The following is a 6,851-nucleotide window of genomic DNA, read 5'->3' as shown; positions in this document are numbered from 1 at the left end:
AATACACCGCCGCCCAGGCGTTGGAATACGAGGCTCTTGTCTACACCGGCCGCAGCAGTGCGGCGGAAACGCTCTACTTGCCCGGCTATGCTCACACCCGGCCCGCCGAAACGCTGCTGGCCGGCGAGGAACAGACCGAGTGGCTTCCGCTGCGGCTGGGCCGCCTGGCGCTGCCCGCCTGTATCTGCCGCGTGACGACCTGGGAGCAGCAGACCCAGCCGGTGCGCCTGACCGACACCGCAGCCGTCGCGCTGGCTGTCCGCACCTGCCGCGCCCAGCTTTTGCGGGACTTCCCAGATGCGGAAATCGAAGCCGAACAGCGTGAAACCACCACTGAAAACGGCACCGCTGCCGCCGCTGTGACCTATATTTTTACCGCCGACATTGCCCGGACGCGGTAATTCGACAATTTTTGCGGACAGTGACGAAATGAAACGCAAAATTTTGTGCAATATTCACAGTTTCTTTTGCGGAAAACTGTGATATAATCTAAATGTATAGCTGGGCCTATAACCAACTATCCCATGGAGGAACGTATATTGGCAGAACGATCTCTTGAACTGGACAGCATTGAACTGGCTGCCGCCATCTTTGGCAGCGGCGACCAGAATATCCACCTGCTGGAAAAAGAATTCCGCGTTACAGCGGTATGCCGTGGCTCGGTGCTGCGCTTTACCGGCGAGCAGAAGGATGTGGACGCCGCCGCCCGCGCGGTGGAGGGCATGGTCACGCTGATGGAAAACCACACCCCGCTGGAGGAACAGACCGTGCGCTACTGCATGAGCCTGGCCCATGGCGGTGAGGAAAAACGCCTGCGGGAGCTGACCGACGACTTTGTCGCCGTCACCGCCAAGGGCCGCCCCATCCACCCCAAGACCCTGGGGCAGAAGGAATACCTGGCGGCCATCCGCAAAAACGCCATCACCTTTGGCGTCGGCCCGGCTGGTACCGGCAAAACCTATCTGGCCGTGGCGATGGCTGTCAAGGCGTTCAAGTCAAAAGACGTCAGCCGCATCATCCTGACCCGCCCGGCGGTCGAAGCGGGCGAGAAGCTGGGGTTTCTGCCCGGCGATCTGCAAAATAAAGTTGACCCATACCTGCGCCCGCTCTATGACGGCCTGTTTGACCTGCTGGGCGCGGAGACGTTTCAGAAATTGTTTGAAAAGCAGGTCATCGAGGTCGCGCCCCTTGCCTATATGCGCGGCCGCACGCTGGACGACGCCTTTATCATTCTGGATGAAGCCCAGAACACCACGCCTGAGCAGATGAAGATGTTCTTAACGCGCATGGGCGTCGGCAGCAAGGTCGTTGTCACCGGCGACGTGACCCAGATCGATTTGCCGGATAAGGTTCGCAGCGGCCTGATCGACGCGCTGCATGTCCTGCAGGATGTCGAGGGCATCGCGCAGGTGCGTCTGACTGAAAAGGATGTGGTGCGCCACCGGCTGGTGCAGCAGATCGTAAAAGCCTATGAAAAAGCCGCCGAGGAGAAGACCCGCGGCGAAGCAAACCATAAATAAAAAACGGAGGTCGATTTCCATGTCCAATAAGGTATTGATCACGAACGACCAGAATGTGGTAAAGGTCCCTTCCGGCCTGCGCATCCTGATCCGCCGCAGCTGTAATGCGGTGCTGGATTTCGAGCATTTTGACGGCCCGGCCGAGATCAGCGTGACTTTTGTGGATAACAGCCGCATCCATGAGCTGAATCGGGAGTACCGCGGTAAGGACTCCGCCACCGATGTGCTCAGCTTCCCTCTGGGGGAAAACGGCGAGTATGACATTGACGAGGACAACGGCTGCAAGCTGCTGGGAGATATCGTCATCTCGATGGAGCGCGCGATGGAGCAGGCTGAACTGTACGGCCACTCCCTGCAGCGCGAGGTCGCCTATCTGACCGTACATTCCATGCTGCACCTGCTGGGCTACGACCATGAGGCCGGTGGTCTGGAGGCTGTGCGCATGCGCGAAAAAGAGGAGGCTGTGCTCATCCAGCTCGGCCTGCCGCGCACCGTTTCCTATACCAGCGATGAAATTTGAGCCGCTGACCCGCTTCGCCCGCGGCTTTGTCTACGCCTACAACGGCATACGCGCCGCCATACGGGAGGAGCGCAATTTCCGCTTTCATCTGTGTGCGGCGCTCTATGCCTTTGTGGCAGCCTACTGGGCGCAGCTGCCTGCGGTGGAAACAGCCCTGATCGCGCTCTGTGTGGCGGCGGTGCTGGCGCTGGAGCTTGTCAACTCCGCAATTGAGCGCGCGGTGGACAAGCCCGATACCACCCACTGGTGGACTGCGGGCGCGGCCAAGGATATGGCGGCAGGTGCGGTGCTTGTCATGGCCATCGGCACGGTCGTTGTGGCGGTATGCCTGTTCTGGCCGCGGCTGGACATTCTGTGGGCGGCCTTTACCGCGCGGCCGACACGCCCGCTGTGGCTTCTGCTCACGCTGATTGTATTTTACAAATTTATTTTCCGTTCTTCCAACTCAACAGAGAAAGGCAAACAACCGAATGGCAAAACCGATTCCTGAAATGCCGTCCAGCGTCTTTGTGGCGCTGGTCGGCCGCCCCAATGTGGGCAAATCCAGCCTGACCAACTACCTTGTGGGCGAAAAAGTCGCAATCGTGACCAAAAAGCCCCAGACGACCCGCAGCCGCATCACCGGCGTCATCACCAAAGGCCCGGTGCAGTATGTGCTGATGGATACCCCCGGCATCCACGCGGCCCGCAACAAGCTGGACGCCCGCATGACCCAGACCGCCGCCGCCAGCCTCAAGGATGTTGATGTGACGATGATGCTGTTTGAGCCGGCAGGGGAGTTTACCGATGCAGAGCTGACGATGGTCAAGGCGCTGCAGAAGGGCGGGCCTGCCATCGCCGTTATCAACAAGGTGGACCTGCTCGACAGCTTTGCTGCGCTGGAGGCCCGCAAAAAGGAAATTGAAGATTTCGGCTGCTTTGATCATATTGTCACGATCTCAGCCAAGGACGGTACCGGCTGTGACGATCTGTTTGCCATGCTCAAGCCCTACGGCAACGAAGGCCCGCACTATTTCGACGATGACGCCTTCACCGATATGCCGGAGAAGGAACTCGTCGCCGAACTCGTACGCGAGAAGGCCCTGCTCTTCCTGCGGGAGGAGGTCCCCCACGGCATTGCCGTTGTGGTCGAGCGCTTTAAGGAGCGCCCCGACAAGGACCTCATCGACATTGATGTGGACATCTACTGTGAGCGCAAGAGCCACAAGGGCATGATCATCGGCAAGGGCGGCCAGATGCTCAAAAAAATCGCCTCTGCCGCCCGGATGGATATTGAGGAGCTGCTCGGCGTCAAGGTCAACCTGCAGTGCTGGGTCAAAGTCCGCGAGGACTGGCGCGACAACGAATTGCAGCTGAACTCGCTGGGGTTCGCCAAGCCGTAACAAAATGCCACGGCTGCTGCGGCGGTCAGGGGACTGACCGCCCTACACCGGAGGCAGCCCCTGTAGGGCGGCCAGTCCTCTGGCCGCCGTTGGGGGCATCCCGTTATTTCTTCCGACACCGTATTCCGCCAACATCCCCGCCGCGCCTGTGCTATCCTGTTGCCATGGGGGTGACGGCATGGACAATGCGGCGGACGGCTGGCGGCGCTTTGCGCAGACCGGCAGCATTTATGACTACCTAACGTATAAAACACAGCAGAACGCAGCACGGGAGGACGTATATGCAAATTGCAACAACGGGTCTGGTGCTGCGCCAGGTCAAGGTGGGGGAGGCCGACCGAATCCTGACGATCCTGACGCCTGACCTGGGGGTCATATCGGCCTCGGCCCGGGGCAGTCTGCGGATGAAAAGCCCGCTGTTCAGTGCCACGGGCCTGTTCTGCTACTCTGAATTTTCCCTGTCCAGCGGCCGCAGCCACTTTTTTGTGGACGCGGCGCAAATCAAAAAAGTGTTTCATGGCGTATCTGCCACGGTCGAGGGTATGGCCCTGGCCAGCTATATGGCGGAGATCGCCATGGAGCTTTCCCCTACACCGGCGGAAGGTGAGGCCGACGCCCAACTGCGTCTGCTGCTGAACTGCCTGTACCTGATCGGTGAGCGCCGCTATCCATGGCGGCAGCTGAAAGCCGTCTACGAGCTGCGTGCTCTGTCTAAGGCGGGCTATATGCCGGATCTGCGTATGTGCGCGGGCTGCGGCAAATACGAAGGGGGAGAATTCTACCTGGACACAGTGGGCGGGCTGCTGCTCTGCGCTGACTGTGCCGAGCGGCAGCGCCATATCCCGAACCTGGACGCAGGGGCCTTGTATGCCATGCGCCATATCTTCTGGACGGTCGAGGATAAAAAAGTATTCGGCTTCAAGATTTCACCTGAGAGCCTGAAAGATCTTTCCCGTGTCAGCGAGCAGTACACGCTGGCGAACCTGGAACATGGGCTGAAAACGCTGGACTTTTTAAAAACTGTACTTGAGTAAGGAGACCAAAACCCTGTATGGATACCGCTTATAAAACAACACTGGAACTGGACAAGGTCCTTGCCCGGGCTGTGCAGCTGTGCGCCTGCCAGGAAACCAAGGAGATGATGCAGGCCCTGGAACCCGCCCCCACCATTGAGGACGAGCGCTACGACCTGGCTCAGACCAACGCCATCAACGCGCTGCTCATCAAAAACGGCAGCCCCCGCTTCGGCAGCGTGCGCGAGGTGCGCCGCATCGTCGCCCACGCCCGCAAGGGCGGCATCCTCTCGATGGGCGAACTGCTGGAAATTGCCGCGACGCTGCGCAACTTTTCGGGCCTGAGCCAGTGGTACGGCCTGAGCGAGCACGAAATGCTTCCCACCGACGATTTGTTTTTTTCGCTGGCCCCGCAGCCGGTGCTGGAAAAACAAATCAGCGAGAGCATTCTTTCCCCGGAGGAAATGGCCGATACCGCCAGCGTAACGCTGCACGATCTGCGCCGCAAAATCCGCCAGACCGAGGATTCCATCCGCACCAAACTCGATAACATCATCCGCAACTCCACCACCAACAAATTCCTGCAGGATGCCGTTGTTTCGCTGCGCAATGGCCGCTATGTCGTGCCGGTCCGCGCCGAGTACCGCGGTGAGGTGGGCGGCGTTATCCATGACGTTTCCTCTACCGGCGCGACGGTGTTCGTTGAGCCGACGGCGGTTGTCGAGGCCAATGCCCGCATTATGCAGCTGCGCGCCCAGGAGCAGGAGGAAATCACCCGTATCCTGACGTCCTTCTCCACACAGGTCGGCTCACTGGAGCCACAGTTCACGTATAGCTACGATGCTATGCTGAAAATCGACCTGCTGCTGGCAAAAGCGCGGCTGGCTGTCGAGCAGAACGCCTTTATGCCTGCTGTCAGCGACAAGGTCTATTTCAAGCTGAACAAGGCCCGCCACCCGCTCATCGACAAGAAAAAAGTCGTGCCGGTGGACATCGAGCTGGGCAGTGACTACGACACGCTTGTCATCACCGGCCCCAACACCGGCGGCAAGACGGTGTCCTTAAAAACCGCAGGCCTGCTCAACGCCATGGCCCAGTACGGTTTCCTGATTCCCGCCCATGAGAGCAGCATCGTCTGCCACTTTGAGGAATACCTCGTGGATATCGGCGACGAACAGAGCATCGAGCAAAGCCTGTCCACCTTCTCCGGCCACATGAAGCGCATCAGCGGCATTCTGGATCTGGCAGGCCACGCTACCCTGACCCTGCTGGACGAGCTGGGTGCGGGCACCGACCCCGCCGAGGGCGCAGCGCTGGCTGTCAGCATTCTGGAACGGCTGCGCCGCCAGGGCAGCTTGCTGATGGCGACGACCCACTACGCAGAACTGAAAGTCTACGCGCTGGAAACTCTCGGCGTCGTCAATGCCAGCTGCGAATTTAACGTGGAGACGCTGATGCCCACCTATAAACTCAGCGTCGGCGTGCCGGGCAAATCCAACGCGTTCCTCATCAGCTCCAAGCTTGGCATCCCGGAAGAAATCATTGATGCCGCGCGCAATCATATGTCCAACGATGACAAGCGGCTGGACAGCGTGCTTTCCCAGCTGGACGATCTGAAAGTCCAGCTGAAAGAGGCCCAGGCCGAGGCCGAACAGGCCAAGTACGACGCCGAGCACGCCCTCGAAAGCGCAGAAAAGAAGCGCGACGCCTTAATTAAAAAAGGTGAGGAAGAACTCGAAAACGCCCGCCGCCAGGCCCATGACCTGATGCAGCAGGTGCAGAACGAGGCGTACAGCCTGACCGATGAATTGCGCCGCATCCAGAAGGACGAAAAGACCAGCGCCGCCCAGCGTGCCGTGCGTGCCCGGGAAATTGCCCGCAAGGACACCGAGACATTGCTCAAAAAGACCGACGCCAAGCCGAAGCCGGTCAAAGAGTTCGTCCCACTCAAAGAAGTGCAGATCGGCCAGGAGGTCGTCATTGCGGATCTTGGCCAGACGGCCACCGTCACGGCCCGCCCCGACCGCAACAATATGGTCGAGGTTCGCGCAGGTATCATGAAAACGAAGGTGCCGCTTTCCAACCTGCGCGCACCGGACAAGATGGAGAAGCGCAAGCCCGCCGAACCCCACCGCTCCACCCGCGTGCAGCTGGATAAATCCCGTAAGGCCAGTATGGAAATCAACCTGCTTGGCTACACGGTGGACGAGGCCCTGAACGAGGTGGACAAGTTCCTGGACAGCGGTATGCTGCGCGGGCAGACGACGCTCTACATCATCCACGGCAACGGCACCGGCGCACTGCGCACGGCCATCCAAAAGCACCTGCGCACCCACAAGGCGGTCAAGAGTTTCCGCCCCGGCCGCTATGGCGAGGGCGAAAACGGCGTAACTGTGGTGGAATTAAAGTAAAAATT

At 59.6% G+C, this 6,851-nt stretch carries 7 protein-coding genes; all 7 read left to right on the top strand.

Going from position 1 to position 6,851, the window contains the following annotated elements:
• On the top strand, positions 1-401 hold a 401-nt coding region (locus tag ACZO0A_RS08785), incomplete at its 5' end, for a hypothetical protein (RefSeq protein ID WP_486846218.1).
• A 138-nt stretch (positions 402-539) separates the two neighbouring features.
• Positions 540-1,520, top strand: coding sequence for a PhoH family protein (locus ACZO0A_RS08780; RefSeq protein WP_302375477.1), 981 nt, complete (start codon positions 540-542; stop codon positions 1,518-1,520).
• Positions 1,521-1,539: 19 nt separating this feature from the next.
• A complete protein-coding gene (ybeY, locus tag ACZO0A_RS08775; RefSeq protein ID WP_294715098.1) occupies positions 1,540-2,040 on the top strand; it encodes an rRNA maturation RNase YbeY in 501 nt (166 codons plus the stop codon).
• On the top strand, positions 2,030-2,530 hold the full coding sequence (locus tag ACZO0A_RS08770) for a diacylglycerol kinase (protein WP_302375480.1): 501 nt from the start codon (positions 2,030-2,032) through the stop codon (positions 2,528-2,530). The genes ybeY and ACZO0A_RS08770 overlap by 11 nt, the downstream gene beginning before the upstream one ends.
• A complete protein-coding gene (gene era, locus ACZO0A_RS08765) occupies positions 2,511-3,422 on the top strand; it encodes a GTPase Era (protein WP_302375482.1) in 912 nt (303 codons plus the stop codon). The genes ACZO0A_RS08770 and era overlap by 20 nt, the downstream gene beginning before the upstream one ends.
• A gap of 281 nt (positions 3,423-3,703) precedes the next feature.
• A complete protein-coding gene (gene recO, locus ACZO0A_RS08760) occupies positions 3,704-4,456 on the top strand; it encodes a DNA repair protein RecO (protein WP_302375484.1) in 753 nt (250 codons plus the stop codon).
• Between the two features lie 17 nt (positions 4,457-4,473).
• On the top strand, positions 4,474-6,846 hold the full coding sequence (locus tag ACZO0A_RS08755) for an endonuclease MutS2 (RefSeq protein ID WP_302375487.1): 2,373 nt from the start codon (positions 4,474-4,476) through the stop codon (positions 6,844-6,846).
• Positions 6,847-6,851: the final 5 nt, after the last annotated feature.

This window comes from Gemmiger sp. (assembly GCF_057431175.1).
This window is presented reverse-complemented; position numbering and strand designations above follow the sequence as displayed.